The sequence below is a fragment of the Gilliamella sp. B2772 genome, from assembly GCF_026536985.1.
Lineage (GTDB): Bacteria > Pseudomonadota > Gammaproteobacteria > Enterobacterales > Orbaceae > Gilliamella > Gilliamella apicola_E.
Genome location: NZ_JAFNNB010000002.1, coordinates 153684 through 174018 on the forward strand (window position 1 = coordinate 153684; position 20335 = coordinate 174018).

General features: G+C 33.7%; 14 protein-coding genes and 1 other RNA gene. 6 read left to right on the forward strand and 9 right to left on the reverse strand.

Annotated elements, in window-relative coordinates; translation table 11 throughout:
- Positions 1-266: 266 nt before the first annotated feature.
- Positions 267-1241 (reverse strand): hypothetical protein, encoded by a 975-nt coding sequence (locus tag J3T98_RS05935; RefSeq protein ID WP_267362378.1) that lies wholly within the window; start codon positions 1239-1241, stop codon positions 267-269.
- Positions 1242-1350: 109 nt separating this feature from the next.
- The gene (locus tag J3T98_RS05940) at positions 1351-2073 is read right to left on the reverse strand and encodes a hypothetical protein (RefSeq protein WP_267362379.1); all 723 of its coding nucleotides are present in this window, start codon (positions 2071-2073) and stop codon (positions 1351-1353) included.
- A gap of 487 nt (positions 2074-2560) precedes the next feature.
- Between J3T98_RS05940 and J3T98_RS05945 the strand changes: the two genes are divergently transcribed.
- The 3 genes from J3T98_RS05945 to J3T98_RS05955 all read left to right on the forward strand — a co-directional run bounded on the left by J3T98_RS05945 (position 2561) and on the right by J3T98_RS05955 (position 4828).
- Complete coding sequence (locus tag J3T98_RS05945) at positions 2561-2920, forward strand: hypothetical protein (RefSeq protein WP_267362380.1); 360 nt, start codon at positions 2561-2563, stop codon at positions 2918-2920.
- A 68-nt stretch (positions 2921-2988) separates the two neighbouring features.
- Positions 2989-3633, forward strand: coding sequence for a hypothetical protein (locus J3T98_RS05950; protein WP_267362382.1), 645 nt, complete (start codon positions 2989-2991; stop codon positions 3631-3633).
- Between the two features lie 457 nt (positions 3634-4090).
- Positions 4091-4828 (forward strand): carbonic anhydrase, encoded by a 738-nt coding sequence (locus J3T98_RS05955; RefSeq protein ID WP_267331839.1) that lies wholly within the window; start codon positions 4091-4093, stop codon positions 4826-4828.
- A 362-nt stretch (positions 4829-5190) separates the two neighbouring features.
- Here J3T98_RS05955 and ssrA read toward each other — a convergent pair.
- The 3 genes from ssrA to J3T98_RS05970 form a co-directional block, all read right to left on the reverse strand.
- Positions 5191-5555: a transfer-messenger RNA gene (gene ssrA, locus J3T98_RS05960) on the reverse strand.
- A 274-nt stretch (positions 5556-5829) separates the two neighbouring features.
- Positions 5830-7218: an MFS transporter gene (locus J3T98_RS05965; RefSeq protein WP_267362383.1), complete on the reverse strand. Its 1389-nt coding sequence runs from the start codon at positions 7216-7218 to the stop codon at positions 5830-5832.
- A 144-nt stretch (positions 7219-7362) separates the two neighbouring features.
- Positions 7363-8766, reverse strand: a complete 1404-nt coding sequence (locus tag J3T98_RS05970) for a hypothetical protein (protein ID WP_267362384.1) — start codon at positions 8764-8766, stop codon at positions 7363-7365.
- 279 nt (positions 8767-9045) lie between these two features.
- On the opposite strand from J3T98_RS05970, the gene J3T98_RS05975 reads away from it, so the two are divergent.
- Positions 9046-10032: a LacI family DNA-binding transcriptional regulator gene (locus J3T98_RS05975; RefSeq protein WP_267362386.1), complete on the forward strand. Its 987-nt coding sequence runs from the start codon at positions 9046-9048 to the stop codon at positions 10030-10032.
- Between the two features lie 445 nt (positions 10033-10477).
- Positions 10478-11374, forward strand: a complete 897-nt coding sequence (locus J3T98_RS05980) for a DMT family transporter (RefSeq protein ID WP_065563676.1) — start codon at positions 10478-10480, stop codon at positions 11372-11374.
- A gap of 54 nt (positions 11375-11428) precedes the next feature.
- Here the strand turns inward: J3T98_RS05980 and J3T98_RS05985 are convergent, their stop codons facing one another.
- Both J3T98_RS05985 and mprF read right to left on the reverse strand, forming a co-directional pair.
- Positions 11429-12709 carry a virulence factor family protein gene (locus J3T98_RS05985; RefSeq protein WP_267362388.1) on the reverse strand — a complete coding sequence of 427 codons (1281 nt, stop codon included), beginning with the start codon at positions 12707-12709 and terminating at the stop codon, positions 11429-11431.
- Position 12710: 1 nt separating this feature from the next.
- A complete protein-coding gene (gene mprF, locus J3T98_RS05990) occupies positions 12711-15314 on the reverse strand; it encodes a bifunctional lysylphosphatidylglycerol flippase/synthetase MprF (protein WP_267362390.1) in 2604 nt (867 codons plus the stop codon).
- A gap of 337 nt (positions 15315-15651) precedes the next feature.
- Between mprF and J3T98_RS05995 the strand changes: the two genes are divergently transcribed.
- Positions 15652-16308 carry an HD domain-containing protein gene (locus tag J3T98_RS05995; protein ID WP_267342461.1) on the forward strand — a complete coding sequence of 219 codons (657 nt, stop codon included), beginning with the start codon at positions 15652-15654 and terminating at the stop codon, positions 16306-16308.
- 23 nt (positions 16309-16331) lie between these two features.
- Here the strand turns inward: J3T98_RS05995 and J3T98_RS06000 are convergent, their stop codons facing one another.
- Entirely contained in the window at positions 16332-17255 is a 924-nt protein-coding gene (locus J3T98_RS06000; protein WP_267352954.1) for an AEC family transporter, read from the reverse strand.
- A 19-nt stretch (positions 17256-17274) separates the two neighbouring features.
- Complete coding sequence (glnD, locus tag J3T98_RS06005; RefSeq protein WP_267362391.1) at positions 17275-19959, reverse strand: bifunctional uridylyltransferase/uridylyl-removing protein GlnD; 2685 nt, start codon at positions 19957-19959, stop codon at positions 17275-17277.
- Between the last annotated feature and the right edge of the window lie 376 nt (positions 19960-20335).

Here is a 20335-nt window from a genome sequence, read left to right on the forward strand (position 1 = left end):
ATTGGGGTTACAGCTGAATAAAAAAAGGTTTAATAGAGTATTGATAATCAATTTATTATTTAGGGATATCATCATAAAAAACACTCTAGTTACATATCTTTTGTTATCGGACTCTTGTTATTAAATTTCAAAAAAACTAACGCCATTATAATGATTAGTTTTGAATGATTATTCGTTTTAATTTACTCATTTATATCAGTTTACTTACCACCGTTCATATTTATGAGGGTGATAAGCATAATAATCATTTGTTTACTACACAATCTTTAATTCAATTCATCAATTTCTTTATCCACAAATTTGCGTTCGACAAGCTCACCGTCTTTATAGGTTTCTGTGTACAAAAGTTTGCCTTTTTCAGCGGAAGATAGATCAGCATTTCCATCTGGCTTCTCTTGGTAATCTAATTCATAAAACTTCCAAATTCCAATCGGTAACCCTTTTTGGTAATTTGCTTCAAGGTAAGTATAACGGTAAGTATAATAACCATTCAGCTTCTTCTCAATCCACAAACCTTCACGGGTATGATTTTCGACTAACCCCTGCTCTTCATTATCTTTATACTTACCATTTTGAGGATAGTAACGGATAAATTTGCCTTCGTCATTTAGTTGATATTGATAAAACGGTGTTTGTGTTATTCCGTCCTCAGTAAAGGAATAGTCTCGGGTGGAAATGATCAGGTTTTCATCTATATAAAAAATTTTACCATCTGTAAAACCCATTTCTCCCGAGTGATTATAGTAAATTTTTTTAGAATCAACCTGTTCTCCATTTTTTAAGGATAACAGATATATAGATAGATTTAGATAACTGTTAGGTTCTGATTTTTGTATTGCTAATTTTAAGATTTTATCGCCTTTTTTGAGGTATTTGAATGAAATAATAAAAGGTATCGCTTCTTCTTTATATAAATTATATCTGCTAAAAACCTCATCATAATCTGAATATTCTATTTTAAAAAGTTTAGGATTATAATTTACGGTTTCCTCACAACCAAGTAAGGAACAAAAGCTATCCCTACTTCCATATCTATGAACAAAATTATTGTACAACTCTGCAATTGAATCTTCGTTTTTTGCTTTATGGAGTATTGCCCGCTGCCCTAATGGTGGTGATATAAGTGCACCTGACAAATCTTTTGCTGTGTCGGGAGTGGCAGGTGTATAAGTTATTATCGGTTGCCCATACGAACAACCCAACCATAGAGTCAATGTAAGTAAAATAATTATTTTATGCATAGATATTAGGGATTTCTCGAAAGTTATAAATAGATAAATGAATATTATATACGGTATGTATTTTATTTCTATTTAGTTAAACTAATACAATCCGCATAATCACTCATTTTTATTCAGGAACAAAATCACTAATATTATTAAAGACGATATGATAACCATCACCCATGTTTAACTTTATTTTTTTATAGGTAAATTCAACAAACAGGCTTTGTAATGAGTGAAAATCACGCTCTTTTTTAGATAAAAACTTTTTTGCATATTCAATATACTTAGGGCAACAATCCTTATATTTTTCTGGGTTATCGATTATTTCATTCTGATAGAACTGTTTTTGAACCAAATAAGACTCTTTTCGGATCTCATCAAAATATCTTTCATGGCAAATGGCTTCTAGCTGTGGTGTAGTTTTAATCGCTGTTGATAAAATAAATTTACCTTTATTGTTATGTAGCAGTATATCTTCTTTAAAAGAAAATGGTAAAAATACATTTCCCCTATCAATATCATCAATTAAGTTTTGAGAAACCGCATATTCTATTTCACCAGTTAATAGGAAATCTTGATCCTTGTTATCTATAAATTCTATTTGGAGATCATCTATACCCAGATACAGCTTTTTAATGATAAAAAGCGTCTTACCTTTTTGTACCAGTGAAAAGTCTTCAGGGTTTAATCCTTTTAATGCTAATTTTTTACTGCCTAACTGAATTAAAACAGGATCATGGTCTAACACAATGACTTTGCTAGAGTTTATGCTTGTTTTTTCCTCTTTATGCGTATAAGCACAAGAAGTCAAAAAGCTAATGAGTAAAAGTATAGCTATCGTTTTCATTATTTTCCTAATTAAATAGTAGTATGTATAAAATCTATATTAAATCCCCAATGTTCATGATCATAATGATTTTGAACACCAGAGTTTACACCGGAAAACTCTGCCAAACCTATCGGAACGCTTGTTCACACGCAGTAAGGCATAAAAAAATAGAACAAATACGAGAGGGCGATCTGTGATTGTCTCAAAACCAAACCAGTGGCAAAATAAGCCTAAAAAAGTAACGTCATTATCCGCTAAGAGACAGACACCACCGTACAAATAGAGCTGGAAGGCGAAACCATTGAAACTACCGCCGAACACCCTTTTACACCAAAGAAGGCTGGAAAGATGCCGCCGACCTCACCGAATAATACCACATACAAACCAAAAATAAAAAATGGTATCGTGTAAAAGGGTAAAACTATCTTTATACTAAGAAAGAAGTTTATAATTTTGAAGTTGAAGGCTGGCACATAATGCGCTGCCTTGTTTTTCTACAATGATAATGGAATCCCAAACATGGTTTCAAAATATCATGAAAGGACGAAATTTTAATTTAGCAATGAATCTATTTACAAAAGGATTTGCTGATGATGCAGGAAAAGCATTTTATAAAGAACTATATGTAAAACTTGCAAAAGGAGGAACAAAAAGTGGAATAGGATATGTTGATAGTTTTGTTGAAGGAATTGGCATAATAGAAAGAAAAGCTACAGACCTATCAAATGTGTATAAAAAGACAGCTGAATCTTATATTAGGGACGCTGCAAAATATAAAAATACAGTAAGTAATGAATTAGGTAATCTTGGTGATAAAGTTTACCTCCATGTAGATAATATGAAGGTGTATCGGAAGATATTTTAAAATATGCATCTGGTAAAGGTGTAAGTATAATTGATGATATTTCAGTATTATTCAAAAAGTGATTAATGATGAGCAAATATAACTTTCAATTTAAAGAGTACAATTGGATAAAGAAGAGTTTAGATTCAGAAGAAAACACACTCAACAATATCAAAGAAAACTATTTAGATAATAATCTTAGCAAAGAAGAATTAGAGTTAATTAAAAACCCTAAAAAATGGGCTGAATATGCCTTTTCAAGCCTTAATCATCAACAATATTATGTGACAATCTTTGCCGGAGAAACTCCCTTAGCTTGCATAAACAATTCATTTTATGGAATTGACATTAGCTTTTTAGAATATAATCACGAAGGAGAATTGGTAAAATATTTATGGATGGTATACAACAGATATAATATGGATTTATATTTTAAAACAAATAAATTAATAAATTGGGATGATAATAATTTATTTTTATCTCAAGTGGAGGTAACAAAAGAAGATATAAAAAATAAAATCCATAATAAAGCATTATTTAAGTATAGTAAAAAATTGCTAAAATGGACATCAGTTCTTAACAATAAACAAGATGGTACTTATAAACGTGAAGATAAAGAAACAAAAGCCAATTTGACTGGTAATTTTATTCGTTCACCTAAACATTATTTAGATTACGAATATTTATTAGATTATCAAAACATTTTAAAACCTGGATATTTAAATTTACCATAATACTTTATTGTGCATTCTTTTAGTCATAAAAAAAACCGAACGTAATGCGGAAAAATTTTCACAGAAGTTTTAAAATGATCGGTGGTTTCATCCGTAATAGGAGAGCTGGGATGATTATTAACTCGGTATTTCATGTTTAATTGAATCTTTACTTCATAAATACATGTATCAAGCTAAAAGTATTTACCTTTTGAGTTTAGCCATACATTTTTACAGTATTATTATCATCTACAATTTTGATATTTTGATAAGACTTGTTCATTTTGATCAAATAAAATAAGAATATCTGCACTATCAATCACACTTAACTTATTGAAAATTAGCATGAATAATACAAGAAGTATGTTCATGGCTTTTTATTTAGGTTTAGAGACAAAAAAGTATATTTTATTGAGACATCTTCATAAATGAGGTATAAAATTTATACACTTAAATTTAATTCTCATTGAAGGCTAACATGAAACGTAACGTAATTATCGCAATGTTTATGGCAACAAGCTTATCTTGTTCTGCAGCTGAACATCACCCACATTGGGGGTATGAAGGGCAGGAAAAACCAGAAAACTGGGGAAAACTTTCACCGGAATATTCAACTTGTGAAAATGGTAAAAATCAATCGCCAATCAATATTGATCATGTATTAAAAACAGAACATAGCAAGCTTAAACTTACTTTTGAAGCCGGTCAGCAAAATATTATTAACAACGGCCATACTATTGAGATCGATGTTTCCGGAAATAACCAATTAGAAATAGACGATGAAATATTCACATTACAACAATTTCATTTCCATACACCGAGTGAAAACACCATTAAAGGCAAATATTTCCCAATGGCAGCACACTTTGTTTATAAAAACAAAGATAATGAATTGGCCGTAATCGCATTAATGTTTAATAAAGGTGAGGCTAATTCAGAATTAGCAAAAGCATGGCAACAAATGCCCACAGAATCAGGAAAAAGCGCCATTTTAGCAAACGCCGTTGATATTAAGGCGTTATTCCCAAAGGAATTGAATTATTACCGTTTTAGCGGATCGTTAACAACACCTCCATGTACAGAAGGGGTAAGATGGATCGTGTTACAGCAACAATCCCAAGCTTCAGCAGAACAAATCGAAAAATTCCACTCGATCATGCACCATGATAATAATCGCCCAATTCAGCCATTACATGGACGGATTATTGTTGATTAAATAAAACTTTTTCTGCTCTAATAGATAATAAGTCAATGGGCTTTACTGACATTTTGAACACCATAATTAAGTTAGTTTAGCCCTTTAAGTATTATCAGAAATCGATAAAGTATTTGCGACATCTAATTCCCTATCATTCACATAATATATAAATTCATTTCTTATTTTCTTCTTTAGATATTTCTTACGGTAAGCAATCTATATAATTTAAATTAGTTTTACTTATTTGAATGCAGGCATATGTGAAGTTTGACATTAACATATGTAGATTTAGTCATATGATTAAAAGTTTTACTCAGATAATAGAGCATTTATGAAGTGATAAAATGATTTTAGGGATTTAATATTAATTAAAATTAAATTGGTGGAGCTGGCGGGAGTTGAACCCGCGTCCGAAATCTCTACATCCTTGGTACTACATGCGTAGTTTGTCTTTAAATTTCGCCTACCTGCTGCGGACAAACACGCTACCGATAGACTAGCTTGATTAAGTTTAATGCTTCCGCCCCAAGCAAGGCTTCCACACGATCTCGTTTGGGTTTGACTCCTCTTTATCCCCGTCCTACGAGCGGAGGCTAGGGAGAGAAGGCTCTATGCAGGTTATTAAGCTGCTAGTGCGTAGTTTTCGTCGTTTGCGACTATTTTTTTGCGGTTTATTTACGAGGCCTACCGCACCTCGGCATGCACCTTGGGTTTCGCAAATCCCGTCGAATCCAGAATCAGCCCCAATTGTGGTATAAGTAATATTAGGGCATTATAGGTGAATTCAAGTAGTAATACAAGTTAACCTATTTCTGGATTTATCTATCTTTCCATTGGTCTTGCAGGTTTTAAAATAGCGATATTAATAGTATGCTTTTTTTGTTTTCTCTGAATTGAATAGTTAATATCAAATAGTGAAAACTGTATATTATTTTGATTTAGGATTGTTTTTAAATATTTAGCCAATCGATGAAGTAGAGGGAATAATAACAGATTTATCAATCCCTCCGTTTAGCTGGTTAATAGACATTATGTGTTCTTTGAGCTAGTTCTTTGATGATATCAGGATAAATTTTTTCTAAGGTATAAAACCGTAATAATATAATGGTGATTGCGCTTAATACTAAGGGTGCATAAATAAATAATACTTGTAAAGTAGTTAATACACTTTCAGGTTGATTAGCAATATCTGTCGCAATATATCCTGCCATTCCTAATATCCAACCAATTCCTCCGGAAGCAATACCACTGCCTAATATCGCGCTAAAGCTTCCTCCACTATAGACTAGTCCATCATTTCTAATGCCAAATTTCCATTCGCCATAATCGATGGTATTGGCTAGCATAGAATATGCATTTCCCATAATAGGTGCAAAACCTGCTCCTCGTAAAATAGTTCCAATTATTGCAATATAGGTATCATGAGGTGCAATTGCCATGATAATACTACCTAATATAATGGTTGCCATACCAACAATTATAAATGTTAAACGGCTCATTATTTTTAAAATATAAGCTGAGCACATTAATACTACAACTAACGGTAGTGCAAAAGCCATATTGATTAAACCGATAAGTTGGCTATCGGCCAAAAGATATTTTGCGTAGTAAACACCTACACCATTGATTAGTCCTAAAATACTAAAACTTACTAACATGGTGAAGAACATTGTGATCCAATACTTATTTGCTAAAAGAGTTTTTAATGAAACACCAAGTGATGGTGCATTGTACTTAAATTGGTTAATTGGTTTAATCCGTTCTTTAGTATTAAAAAAAGTATAGAAAAAGGTAAAAATTAAAATTGCGGCATAAATTATCATGGTAAACTGCCAACCGCGTTCACCTCCACCAAAAAATTCGACTAAAGGTAGTGTAATATACGGAATGATTAGCATGCTTGCAAAATAGCAAAGCATACGATAAGTATTTAATCGACTGCGTTGGTAAGAGTTTTGGGTCATTAATGCTGCTAGCGTGCCATAAGGGATATTGCTTGAAGTGTAAATAATCCAATGTATATTGAGCGTGATGGCAGCGAAAATTAATAATGCAAATTCACTCCAATTTTCTGGTGCACTAAATACCATTATCAAAGATAAACCAAATGGAATTGTCGACCATAAAATCCATGCTCTAGCTTTGCCATGTTTGCTTTTTGTTCTATCAACAATAAAACCCATAACGACATTAATCACAGCATCAAAAACACGTGAAAATAGTAGTACAGCTCCTAGTAAAGTAGCTGAAACTCCCACAATATCGGTATAATAGTAAAGCGCAAAGGTTCCAACGGTAACACCCGAAAAGCCTGTTGCAAAATCACCTAGTCCATAAGCGAGTTTTTCTTTAAATGAGATGTCATGGTCAGCCATATGACCATTGTTATCAATTACTGTTGTATTCATTATGATATCTCCAATGAATTTTCCATATTTAAATTACTGAAGATAATCGCCTATCTAAATTAAGGCTTTGATCATAAATAGTTGATGAAAGCCTTGATCATGATGATCATCTAACCTGATAGTTAAGTGACCTGATAGGCACGATTACCATTTTTCTGGAAAACAACCTTCATTTGAAAAAGAATTATTTTTACAGCTTAAAGTTCCATCACTGACGGCGATTGCCAAGCTATTTCCTAATTGATCATAACCACGAACATTTAGCGCAGTACCATCTATGTATAAAGTAAATAGCGTATCATCAGCGATGATCTGTAACTCATATTCACGATCCGCTTCAAGATGAATAGGGCGCTCTAAACCTTTATTCATCACGCGATACCAAGGATAACAAGGGGTTTTATCGAAAGTTAATCGGTTATCAACAAGCGAAAAAATAAAATCATATGATTCGCCAGTATGTTTATCTTTCATCAAACGGATGGAAAAATCTCGAGTACCTTTACTGAATTTAACTGTCGTTGAAAAACGGAATGTTTTGCCTGTATTTTCAATTAATAATTGTTCTTGACGTGCGTAAGGAGAATTAATTGAAAAATCATCAATTTTTTTTGGATGAATAAAAGCATTCCATAAACTATCCACTACTTTTACACCAAGTGTATGATCAGCTTTTTGATAAACTTCATGAGGTACAAAAGTTCCTGCCCATTGGAAATTTTTTAAATCATCATTATCTTCTTTTGTTGGTACCCAACCAAAAAGAATACGACGTTTACCGTCAAAGGCGGTTCTTGCTGCATAGTAAGCTCGCCCATCAAAGGCATCGTCGTCAGGGGTGATCCATGGACCTTCTAAAGATTGGCTCATGACGTAGCGAGTTTTACTTTGATCGCTATATTCGGTATAAATCAAATACCACCAATTTCCAATTTTGAATAAGTCAGGCATTTCAATCATGGTATATTTACCCGCTACCCAAAAATCACCTTGGAATTGCCAATTTTTTAAATCTTTTGATGTAAAAGCAACAACTCGACCAGATTGTTCTGTTTTCGGTCCTTTTAATCTTGCGCCTAGAATCAATAAATATTCTTGCTTTTCATCATTCCAAATTACCCAGGGATCTCGCCAATCACTAATGTCATAACCAGGTTGTGGTGTTAGTGTTATAAGTTGCGAGGATTTATGCCATGTTTTAAAATCGTCGCTCCAAGCATGTAATAATACTTGTGATGTTTTTCCCTCTTTCTCCCAATTGCGGTTGTAACCTGTATAAAAAGCATGTCCTTTACCTTCTGCTTCGAAGACACATCCAGCATAGATAAATTGATCGACATCTTGTTCACCACCTTTTTTAATAGAATCTCCCAAATTTTGGTAATTAACAAAATCAGTCGTAGTGGCAAGTGACCATCCAAACGGTTCACCAAAAGGGCAAGGGTTGCGATTGTCGCGTTGATCATAAAGATAAAAAACCCCGTCTTTTCCAAATGGCATAATATCGCCAACCCAGTAGCCTTTTGGTTGATAATGTAATTTTTGCATTTTTTACTCCTTTTATTTATATGTGAATAAATGACATTTCTTTGTCATTCACTTTTGAAATAATTTATTTTATTTCATGTCAACCGCGTCCATATGTCAACCGCGTCCACAATTAGAATGCAAAATTTGTGAGGGATATCACTTATTCCGAAGTGATTTTGTGATGAATGTCACTAAAAAATTTGATCTTAAAATTACAAATCAACTGAATGATTTACGTCATTATAAAAAGCATTATAATTATCTCGTTATAATATTAATGATAGTTAAAGGATGATTATGAAATTAAGCAGAGATGATGTTGCTAAACTAGCGGGTGTTTCCACTACTACTGTTTCACGGGTATTAAATAATCGTGGATATATTAGTGCAACAACTCGTCAACGTGTGCAAGAAGCAATGGAAACGTTGGGATACTATCCTAATGAATTAGCACGTTCATTATCAAATAATAAAAGTAATTTAATAGGCTTGATTTTTCCAAGTTTAACTAATCCATTCCAAATGGAATTAATCAGTTATTTAGAAAGAATATTATCTCGCCAAGGTTATAAAATATTAATTTGCAACAGTCATCATAATCAAGAAGAGGAAAAAAATTTTTTATCGATGCTAAGGCGTCATCAGGTTGAAGGAGTCATAGTTAACTCTATGAATGAAAATTTAGCTGATTACCTAATACCCGATCTGAATATCGTATCGATAGATCGAAAAATAAATGAAAAAATACCTGTTATTTCATGTGACAACTATGCTGGAGGACTTCTAGCTAGCCAACATTTAATAAAAAATGGTTGTAAGAAAATTCTTTATATTGGTTCGATTACAAATGATAAACAAGTTGATATGGATGCTAATAAACGGTATCAAGCTTACAAAGATAGCATTCAAGTTGCAGGTCTTAAGTCAATTACACTTGATATGGATTTCTCAATTAGCTATGAAGAAAAATATCAGTTAATTAAAAAACGGTTACAGTCCCAAACTATTGATGGAGTATTAGCTGATGATTCATCAGCGATTGCAACAATTAATGCTGCGCGAGATTGTGGATTATCTTTACCTTCGCAATTACAAGTAGTTGGATTTGATGGTGCTGAATTAACTCTACAACATATGCCGTTTTTAACTACAATCCGTCAACCAATTCTACAAATTGCCCAAAATGCAGTATCGATACTGTTAGCAATGATTAATGGTGAACCCTATCAAAGCATAACTAATTTACCAATTAGCTTGTATCAAGGTTATGATAATTCATTTTAAGTGATTTTATATATAAAAAAATTCAAGAAACAAATGCTTATAAATCAATTGCATACAATGATTTATATAAAAACTTTAAATTTTTTTGAAATTATTTGGAACTTTTTATGATTTAGTCTGTCTATATATTCAGATTACGTTAATTCATTTTTTGCCTTCCACTCAATTTTTGAGTGGATTTTTTTTATCTACTGCTTTTACTAATTCAATTGCACGCTTTTCTAATATTCAAATAATCTGCATAAATAATTGATGTATGGAAACATATTGAAAAAAGATTAGCAGCAAGTTAATCTAGCCGATCTTAAATTTCTATTAAAATAGTGATATTTTTATCATTACCAAGCCTTTTTCCTATATTTTTATTTTTTGTATGTCCAATTTGACAACCAAATGATAGGGAAATGATTAACATATAAATAGTCGATGGAGAGAAAAAACTTTTATGTTATTTTCATTGAAGACAAGAGGGCATCTGATTGCTTTGATGACAGTGTTTCTATGGGGAACCACTTTCATTGCCACTAAAGTATTGTTAATCGATTTTAAACCTATTGAAATCTTATTTTACCGGTTTGGTTTGGGTTATTTAACGCTTTGGATTTTAGCGCCACGGATCTTTGCTTGGCAAGGCTTAAAACAAGAGTTGATGTTTTTGTGTGCCGGGTTTTGTGGTGTAACCTGCTATTTTTTATGTGAGAATATTGCCTTAACTTATACCACCGCCTCAAACGTAGGGGTGATTACCACATTAGCACCCGTGTTTACCGCACTTTTATCGATCTTCTTTTTAAAAACTGAACGGCCAGCTAAGCGATTTTATATCGGGTGTTTATTTGCAATCTTCGGCGTTGGATTAATAAGTTTAAATGGTAAATTTGTACTGTCACTTAATCCGTTGGGTGATCTGCTTGCGGTAGGTGCCTGCTTGTTTTGGGCATGTTATTCAATTTTGACTAAAAAATGCAGTCATTATGGATACAATACGATTTTATTAACACGACGCTTCTTTTTTTATGGTTTAGTGATGATGTTACCAGCGTTGTATCTGTTTGATTTCAAATGGGGACTGGATCGCTTCACGCACACGGCTAATCTTTTTAATATTCTATTCTTAGGCGTTGGGGCTTCGGCTATCTGTTTTGCTTCCTGGAATTATGCGGTGAAATTAGTTGGTGCAGTAAAAATTAGTATCTATCTGTATTTAGTTCCAATTTTAACCATTATTGCTGCAGTCGTTATTTTAAATGAGCCTTTTACTTGGATCGCTGCTATCGGTACGTTATCAACCCTCATTGGGGTATTGTTATCAGAAGGAAAAATCAGAATCAGCAAGCATTGATCTTATAAATCAAGTGAATCACTAAAAGGGGCTATTGCCCCTTTTTTGCTTATTTTAAGGTGTTATACGTTTATCGATCGCTTCCATAATGATTTGACCGAGATGCGTATAGTTTTCATCAAAATGGTGACCACCAGGTAATTTATAAGCCTCTCCTTTCATCTCTGGTTGTAGACAACCGGTATCTTCTTTTTCTTCTTCACCATAGATGCAAAATAATTTATTTGCTGGAATCTGATTTACTTCCGGCGCGGTTTTCATTTCATCGCCAGATTGACCAAGCCAGCCACTTACTTCTATTTCGAAATTAGCGTCTTTTGAAAAGGCAATCATAATTAAAGCTTGTACACTTTCTTGATCGTCTTTGGATAATCGATTGTATAGTGCAGGTAAGATATCACCACCAAATGAATAACCAGCTAAAATAAATTTATTAACGCCCCATTTATTCCGATATTCTTGCATTAAATGAGTAAGATCTTTAGCACTACGTTCAACGGAACGATGTTGCCAAAATAGTTTTAGTGCATCAACACCAACGACAGAATAACCATGAGAAGCCATATACTCTGCCGAAACCTTGTCTAAATCTCGCCAACCGCCATCACCTGAATAATAAAAAGTAACACTATTGGGATGCGATTGTTTACCTTTAGCGGGTAATTCTATTACTGGTAATGGTTCATGCTCACCAAATAAAATAGATGGTAAATGTAAACTTAACAGTTCAATTGGTGATGCTTGATATTCGCCAATTTTGGTGGTTACTTTAATCTGCTTTTGTTGTCGAGGAAAAATGGCAACTTGTTCATCTGGTGGATTATTCCAAATTACTTGCCATTCTCCATGGTTAGCCTGAGCGGGTAAAGGTGCATCACAATCTTTATGATCTAATGTAAATTCAATCGATAAAGCTTTGGCATCATCATTTTGTTGGGTTAACCACCGATAAGCAAAGGCGGCACCTTCTTGCATACCAGCAACAACAAACTTATCTTCATTTAAGACTTTTTGTGCTTGCTCAAAACGAGTTTGCTGTTTTTCACAACTTCCTTGCGGTTCTAATTCAAACTGTACTAATTTAGCGCCTGTTGATTCAGATAAACTTAATAATTGATCAGCCGTAAAATGATTATCTTTAGTGGCAACAATTATAGCAGCAGCCTCAGCTGATTGTTTTGGGGTAGCCGATAAAATAGAAAAGTTTTGATTAATGGCTATGGTATTTACAGAAGCGGTTCGTTGGTTTTTATAAAAATACCAACCTACGACTATGCAAACTGCAATGAATACTAAAATCATAAAGAATAAAATATAACGTATGATATTTTTCATCTTATTTGTTCTTATTTTGAGTTAAATTCGTTTTACCGCCAGAAATTAACATAGTGGTGTCAATCAAGGCGACCAAAGGATCAAGTCCATTGGGAACCGCCATATAACGTGGTTCCCAATGAGTAGCAAATTTTTCTTTAAAGCGACGTAAACCTTGGAAGTTATAAAAACGTCCACCACGTCGAAAAACTAACGCCCCTAAGCGTTGGATCATTGGCGCACCACGTCGCCTTTGCATACCCGCAAGCGGGACCATCCCTAAACTAAAGTACTGATAGCCTTTTTCCTGATAATGTAGAATCAATCCTACCATCAAAAATTCCATAGTGGATTTAGGAATATCTTGTAAAACTCGCATTAAATCAATGGTTGCACTGTAGTTTTGATTGGTTTCGAGTAAATTCACAAAAGCAATAATTTTGCCTTGGTATTCAATAACTGCAATGGTGAAATTATCTAAATAAGATTTCGAAAAAGCGCCTAACGAAAATTTCTTTTCTTTTGAGTGTTTGTTTTTTAACCATGCATCCGAGACTATTTTTAGCTCATCAAGCGGTGCAGTACCTGGTGGATAAAATTTTAAACTAAGTCCATCACGTTGCCCGCGATTCCAAGTATATCGAAGATCTTTATAACCTTTTGATGTTAAATCAAATTCATTTAAATTAACTAACGCTTCTTCACCAAGTTTGACCACTCTAAGCCCTATATCCATATAGAATGGTAAATTGTTTGCTCTAACTTGGTAAAAAACTGGGCGTAAATGGTGTTGATCACAAAGATCCCTAAATTCCCATATTAAATCTGCGCGCGCACTATCATTACCAATCGGGTCATAAAGCGCAACCATACTTCTTCCTCGCCTTGCATACATGATAAAAGCGGTTTTTGATTGATTGAAAAGTAATGATTTATCACCACTCATCACTAATCCGCCTTCAGGTTGCTTCGAGTTGAGGATGATTTGATGGGCTTCGCTCAATTCTTCTTTAGTGGGAATGGTTAAGATGGGTAATGCCGGTTTGAAAGACCAAAATAACATCACACCACTTAATAATATAAAACTCCCTAATGCTGCACGCAAGGCTCGAGGAACACGGCTATCTAATTCAAATTGCCACCATAAATTGTGACTATAAGGAATATCTTGATAAATAAATAAAATTAGCCAAACAAATAGGATAAGTAAGCCAAATGTGATCACAAAGGATTTTAACGAAAAGGGCAAAATACTTAGTCGGCTTTTACGATAAAAGGCGTGTCTAAAATAGAACAATGATATTGCTATCGATAATAAAGTAAAGGCTTCAATCCAATGTAAACCTCTTAATAATGAGCAGATACTACCTAATATCAACAAGATAACGGACAATCCCCAAGCAGAATAAAGTCGGCGACGTAATCCCATCGCTAGTAATAAACATAAAACACCAATTAAGCTGGCAGTTAAATGGGCAAAATTGACGATTTTGTTAGGAATGAAGGTGTTGACAAAATGATGATTGAATCCAGGGATGACACTTGAAAACATCATCACCACTCCAGCAAAGAATACCGAGGCGGCCATAATTGTTGCAGCAATGCCAGTATCGGTTTCTTTTACTTGTGGAGCAGAAAGAAAGTTTTTACCTTCATTAATTAACAGCAAAATTCCTGCGGGAATGAGTGGTAATATAATATAAATTAATCGATAAATGACTAAAGCAATAGTTAATGATGCCGCACCAATTTGAGATGAAAAAGCGGCTAATATAATTGCTTCAAATATACCAACACCACCCGGAACATGACTAAGCACCCCTGCTACTAAAGCGAGAATATAAATCATGATAAAAACAATAAAATTTGGCTTATTTGGTAATAAGAAATAGAGGATCGCACCAGCTAAAATAGCATCTAGTAAGGTAATTAAAAATTGACTACTAGCTAAACGCCAGTTAGGTAAACGGATTTTCCAATGAAAAATTTGGTATAAACGCGTATCTTTATTTGGTTTTTCAGACAATCGATGAGCATATAAAAATAATAATACACCGGCATAAATGATAAATACTGCACTACATATTAACTCGATACTGATTACTGAAGTATGTAGTGCTATCGTGGTCTTTTCAATATGAATTAGTGCCGCGATTGATGCTAATAAAGGTAAGGTAAAGCCTAATGAAAGAGTAACAAAAATTGACATCCTTGCTACATCTATAGTGGTTAATCCATATTTGAAATAGAGCCGACAACGAATGGCGCCACCTGATAATGCTGATAATCCGACAGCATTACCAATCGCCGAAGCACAAATACCGCCGACCGCAATTGTTGATAATTTTAGCTTAACACCTGCATAACGTGCGGCTGACCATTCATAGCAGATAAGCATAATATAACTAGCTAATGCTGATAAACACGAAAGTAAAATTGCATGGTAAGGAAGTTGGTGTAGAGCTGACCTTAAATCATTAATATTGATGGTTTTTAATAAATGCCAACACACTACCAGTGCAATACAAAAAATAGATAGTCCAAATAGTAGAGCGATGAATTGACGATATCGAGTGAAGCATTCTATAAGTTGCCATGGCAAAACTTTACGTGTTGATATTTTCACTTAATCAACTCCAGTTAGTTGCACTGATTATGAATTTTGATTAGCGCATTCTACCTCTCGGAATTAGTGAAAACAATCGAAAGAAATTAAAAAAAATATAAAAAAAACATTAAATACTAGGCATTTTTTAGTAAATGAGGCCAAACAGTCATTAATTATGATACCAATTTAGGATTAATGATTTTTTTTAATTGATTTGATTCATTTTTTATAATTAATTTCTTTGTAAAAATTATTAATTAAAAGGATAAATAGCGGTTGAGTTTTAACTGCGGTAATATAAACAATATTCAGGTTTTAATAAAATCTTACACTAAATTTTAATAAGCATAATAAAATGACTATATCACCCCAAACCACTCTTAATAACGTTAAAATGTATGTAAAGCAAAAGCTCTCCCATGATTTTTCTGGTCATGATATGGCGCATATTGAGCGAGTGGTTAAATTAGCCCAAAAAATTCTTAACCACCAGCCACAAGCAAATGCTTTTATTGTGTTGATGAGTGCTTATTTACATGATGTTATTGATGAAAAAGTTACGGAAGATGTTGATAGTGCCATAATTGAATTAAAAGAGTATTTACGCAGTTTGAAATTAACATCAGCCGAAATTAATGCTATTTTCGATATTATTGAAAATATGTCCTATCGAAAAAATCTTTCACAAAAAGCCACATTATCGCTTGAAGGGCAAATTGTTCAAGACGCGGATCGCCTTGATGCAATAGGGGCTATTGGCATTGGGCGCACTTTTTATTATGGTGGTAATAAACACAATATCATGCATGATCCCAATGTCCCACCTCGAATTAAACTTGATGAAAACAATTATAAACAGACCAATACAGTAATTAATCACTTCTATGAAAAATTATTTTTACTTAAAGATATGATGAATACTGACACCGCTAAACAAATGGCCGAACAGCGCCATGAAATATTGGTTAAATTTGTCAATCAATTTGAACAAGAATGGCTTGGCATCGATTGATTTTATCCATCTATTATTTTTATTTAGATAGGTATTGGCGCACCAATTATTGAAAGAACAATAGGTAATGTAATTAAACTTAACAAAGTACTCACCAAGGTTGCACTAGATACCAGTTCAGGATGAGTATCAAATTGTACTGACATTAAGGTCGTATTGGCTGCACTTGGCATTGCGGCTAAAACGATAAGAATTTGTTTATACATGGGTGACAGAGGCATAAAATAAACCATCGCAAAAGCCACTATTGGTGATATAACCATTCTTGCAGTTAAAGCAAATGAGAGCTTTGGGTAATCAAGTTGGGTAATTTTTATTTTAGCCAGCTGCATTCCGAGAATAATCATAATGATGACAATAGATGAGTCACCGATCATTCCAATTGAAGTCATAATAGATTTTGAAAGTGGAATGTGACAAAGCTGGAAAATAATTCCGGCAAAAGCACCATAGGCAACTGGCATTCTAATCACTTTTTTTATTACATCTTTTTGACTCACAATATCACTATGTGCACTGCCTTTAGCCGCATAATAAATACCAACGGTGCTCATAACAAATTGTTGTAACACCATCATAATGACACCTAAATCGAATCCAAGCGATCCAAAAAACACCAGTAATACTGGGGTGCCATAATTACCATTGTTCATAAAGCATGAACTTAAAATCAACGCACAACGCTCTTTTACCGAATAGCGCATAGCAATTGACCACATGCTGACAATAAATACCAAAGAAAAGCAGAGTCCAAAGATATAGGCAATATAGATAAAATAGTCACTGGTTAAGGTATGTGTGTAAAACGTTTTAAAAGCCAAAAAAGGTGAAAGCACATACAGCGACATTTTGGAAAGATTGGCGACATCAAACTTCAGAACTTTTTGGGCAATAAATCCTACAATAAAAATAGAAAAAATAGGAAATAAAATAATAAAAAATTGCATTGTGTTAACTTTTCGATAATTAGTTTATTGAATCTATAGCCAATACTATCGATTCGCGTAGTTTTTGACAGGTGTTATCATCAAGGGCTTTATTGTGTTTATCTGTTAGAATAAACAGATCTTCAATATGCTCACCAATTGTCGCTATTTTAGCACTACTCAACGATAAGTCTAACTTTGCAAAGACTTCACCAACACAAGCAAGTAATCCCGGTTTATCAAGTGCGATTAATTCCATATAAGTATCGTTAATTGAAGAGACAAAGTTAACTTGAGTCGGAACAGAAAATGATCGTAATCTTTGTTTAGTCGGCTTAATCGTCACACCTTTATAAACTGATTGATGAAGAACTTTATTTAAAGTTTGAATGATATCTTGGTGACGATTTTCAGGCACCACTTGCCCATTAGGTTCTAGTACAATAAAAGTATCAAGCGCAAACCCATTTTTATTGGTAATAATTAAAGCATCATGAATACTTAAATTTAGCATACTTAAAGCATTACATGCCGCTGCAAATAGGAAAGGTCTATCTGATGAGTAGATAATTATTTCCGTACCACCATGATAAGGATTTGGATTAATTGAAACGAGTGTTTGATTCAATTCATGGTTCAATAGAAGCTGTACATGCCAAGCAATCTGTTCAGCGGTATATCGCAAAAAGTAGTCAACACGATAGCTTTGCCAAAAATGTTTAATGGATTGTTCATCGTAATTTTGTGCAAGCAATTGAGCTAGTGCTTGCTGTTTATGTTGGCGTGCAATACTGCGTTGTTCTGGTATTTGATGAATGCCAGAATCAAGCGAGCGCTTGGCTGTTAGATAAAGCTCACGCATTAAGCTCTGTTTCCAGCTATTCCACAAGGTTTCATTGGTTGCACAAACATCGGCAACCGTTAAACAAAGCAAATATTGTAATCGTCGTTTGCTTTTAACCAGTTGAACAAATTCACGAATAACTTCCGGATCTTGCAGATCACGGTTTTGGGCAGTTACTGACATCAATAAATGATAACGAACTAACCAGACAATCAAATCAGTATCTTTCGCATCTAATTCATGTAATTGACAGAAAGATTCCACTAATTTTGCGCCAATTTCCGAATGATCGCCATGCCGTCCTTTGCCAATATCATGAAATAATCCGGTAATAATAAGCAATTCAGGTTTTGACAATTTAGCCAATGCCATTGAACTATTTGGATGTTTTTGTTTGCCATCTTCTGAACGTAAAAGATCCAGTTCTAGCAATAAACGGATAGTATGTTCATCTACGGTATAAGCATGAAATAAATCAAACTGCATCATTCCTGAAATCTGTTGCCAACCGGGAATATAAACCGCCAGAATGCCATATTGATGCATGGGTAAAATGGCTTTTTTGATTGCATCAGGATGTTTGATGATCTTCATAAACAACGTCCTCGCCTCTGGCTTTTCACATAATAAATACGTGAGTTTTCGCCTTGCAGAACGGAGTTGTCTAATGGTATTAGAGTAAAGTCCGGTAATTTGAGGATTAAGTAAAAGCGTATAGAACAGCTTAAGAATCATTACCGGATCATCAGTAAAAACACTATTATGTTTAACATCAATAAGGTTATCTCTACTTTGGAAATGCTCATCGATATCATAAGTTTTATATTGTGAGTAACTTTTCAATATTGATTCATCAAATAACTGTAAAAGCATTTGATTGAGTTCGGTAATATTATGTGCTACCCGATAATAATCATGCATCATGTTTTCAACCGGGGCATTTCCTTCTCCACTATAACCTAACATTTTAGCGATGCTTAACTGGCGATCGAATAGTAGGCGGTTGTCATAGCGGTTAATAACACAATGCAGGGCAAAACGCATCCGCCATAAAAATTTGCGACAGGCTTTGAATTCTTCGACTTCCTCGGGTGTGAGATAATCAAAATGTCCAATTTTTTGCAAAAACTCTCCCCCAAAATGGCGAATAGCTAACCATTGGATAATTTGCATATCACGCAAGCCACCAGGACTATTTTTTAAATCGGGCTCTAAATTATAGGTAGTGCTATGATATTGCTGATGTCTTTCTTGTTGTTCCTTGATTTTTGCGCGATAAAACGCTGGCGAAGGCCAAATTTTATCGCTAAAAATTTGTGTTTGGAGCTCCTTAAGTAATGACTCACTTCCTGCAATCAATCTTGATTCAATTAAGTTTGTCATAATTGTGATATCATTTTTAGCTTCTTGCAGGCAGGTCTTTAATGTTCTGACGCTGTGACCAATATCAAGATGAAGATCCCAAAGTAAACGAACTAGATCACCTATCTGTTTTTCAAGCTCTTTGGTGAGTGAGTTATCACTTAGTATCAAAATATCGATATCAGACAAAGGATGCAGTTCACAACGGCCATAACCACCAACAGCAATAAGTGCAATCCGATTTTTTTTAAATAGCGATGAAATTTGTTCTGGAATTTGATAGTAATGCCATAAACGTTCAAGTAGCTGATCGATAAATTGACTACGCAGGTGTACTAAATCATCAATATCAGCATTATTTTCGAATTGAGTAATCGACCATTGTTGAAACGCATTGAGTTGCTGTTTTATATAAGGAACTGTGATTTGGTTATCACTAAAATTAAGCGGAGAGACAGAATAAAACAAATGCGCATTAGTCATAGTCATCATATCAAATTGAGATAATTCAATTGTCATATCGTCTCCCGATTTTAAAAGAGTGTCAAGTTAGAATACCTTTACTTTTAATTAAAGAGCATTTGCACCTTTTAAAATTGATTTTTGATTTTTTTGTTAAAATAATTGAGGAGTGTATACCGTTTGATAATATTTATTAAAGATACATTCACCTAATACACATCTTTTGTTACTCAGAATAAGTATTAATAAATTATGACTTGGTTCATTTCATATTTTATGAATAAGGTGATTTGATACTTTGTGTAAAAATAATTGAGGAGTATATACCGTTTGATAATATTTATTAAAGACACATTCACCTAAAAACAAATCCTTTGTTACTCAGAATAAGTATTAATAAATCATGACTTGGTTCATTTCATACTTTATGAAT

What these genes read in the sequence shown, in the direction of transcription:
- J3T98_RS05935 (WP_267362378.1), bottom strand. Translation starts at nt 1,241, where the DNA reads ATGCATAAAATAATTATTTTACTTACATTGACTCTATGGTTGGGTTGT.
- J3T98_RS05940 (WP_267362379.1), bottom strand. Translation starts at nt 2,073, where the DNA reads ATGAAAACGATAGCTATACTTTTACTCATTAGCTTTTTGACTTCTTGT.
- J3T98_RS05945 (WP_267362380.1), top strand. Translation starts at nt 2,561, where the DNA reads ATGGAATCCCAAACATGGTTTCAAAATATCATGAAAGGACGAAATTTT.
- J3T98_RS05950 (WP_267362382.1), top strand. Translation starts at nt 2,989, where the DNA reads ATGAGCAAATATAACTTTCAATTTAAAGAGTACAATTGGATAAAGAAG.
- J3T98_RS05955 (WP_267331839.1), top strand. Translation starts at nt 4,091, where the DNA reads ATGAAACGTAACGTAATTATCGCAATGTTTATGGCAACAAGCTTATCT.
- J3T98_RS05965 (WP_267362383.1), bottom strand. Translation starts at nt 7,218, where the DNA reads ATGAATACAACAGTAATTGATAACAATGGTCATATGGCTGACCATGAC.
- J3T98_RS05970 (WP_267362384.1), bottom strand. Translation starts at nt 8,766, where the DNA reads ATGCAAAAATTACATTATCAACCAAAAGGCTACTGGGTTGGCGATATT.
- J3T98_RS05975 (WP_267362386.1), top strand. Translation starts at nt 9,046, where the DNA reads ATGAAATTAAGCAGAGATGATGTTGCTAAACTAGCGGGTGTTTCCACT.
- J3T98_RS05980 (WP_065563676.1), top strand. Translation starts at nt 10,478, where the DNA reads ATGTTATTTTCATTGAAGACAAGAGGGCATCTGATTGCTTTGATGACA.
- J3T98_RS05985 (WP_267362388.1), bottom strand. Translation starts at nt 12,709, where the DNA reads ATGAAAAATATCATACGTTATATTTTATTCTTTATGATTTTAGTATTC.
- J3T98_RS05995 (WP_267342461.1), top strand. Translation starts at nt 15,652, where the DNA reads ATGACTATATCACCCCAAACCACTCTTAATAACGTTAAAATGTATGTA.
- J3T98_RS06000 (WP_267352954.1), bottom strand. Translation starts at nt 17,255, where the DNA reads ATGCAATTTTTTATTATTTTATTTCCTATTTTTTCTATTTTTATTGTA.
- glnD (WP_267362391.1), bottom strand. Translation starts at nt 19,959, where the DNA reads ATGACAATTGAATTATCTCAATTTGATATGATGACTATGACTAATGCG.